Genomic DNA, 323 nt, shown 5'->3' with positions numbered 1-323 from the left:
GCATAGTAATTATTGCTGTTGCATTTGCATTTTTGGTGTATTATTTAATTAAGACGTTAATAGCTATGAGAAAAACAATGGATAGCCTCTCTGTTACTGTTGAGGATTTACAGAAACAAATTGATGGTGTTACAAAAGAATCAACTGGATTATTACATAAGACAAATCACCTAGCCGACGATTTTAAGAAAAAGTCCGAGTCATTGGATTCCGTTTTTTTCGCTGCAAGAGATTTGGGTGATTCCCTACAGCAAATGAATCGTACGGTCAAGAGTGTATCTAACACTGTATCGCAAAAAGCTAATCAACAGTCAGAGCAAGTT

At 35.6% G+C, this 323-nt stretch carries 1 protein-coding gene; it reads left to right on the top strand.

What is annotated here, in order from left to right; translation table 11 throughout:
* Nucleotides 1-323: DUF948 domain-containing protein (locus tag AOA62_RS29595; RefSeq protein ID WP_099550441.1), on the top strand; the 323-nt coding region annotated here is incomplete at both ends.

Origin of the sequence: Pseudomonas sp. 2995-3 (assembly GCF_002742565.1) — a bacterium.
GTDB classification, from domain to species: domain Bacteria; phylum Pseudomonadota; class Gammaproteobacteria; order Pseudomonadales; family Pseudomonadaceae; genus Aquipseudomonas; species Aquipseudomonas edaphica.
Note: the sequence above shows the minus strand (reverse complement) of the source record. Positions and strands in the feature narration are given on the sequence as shown.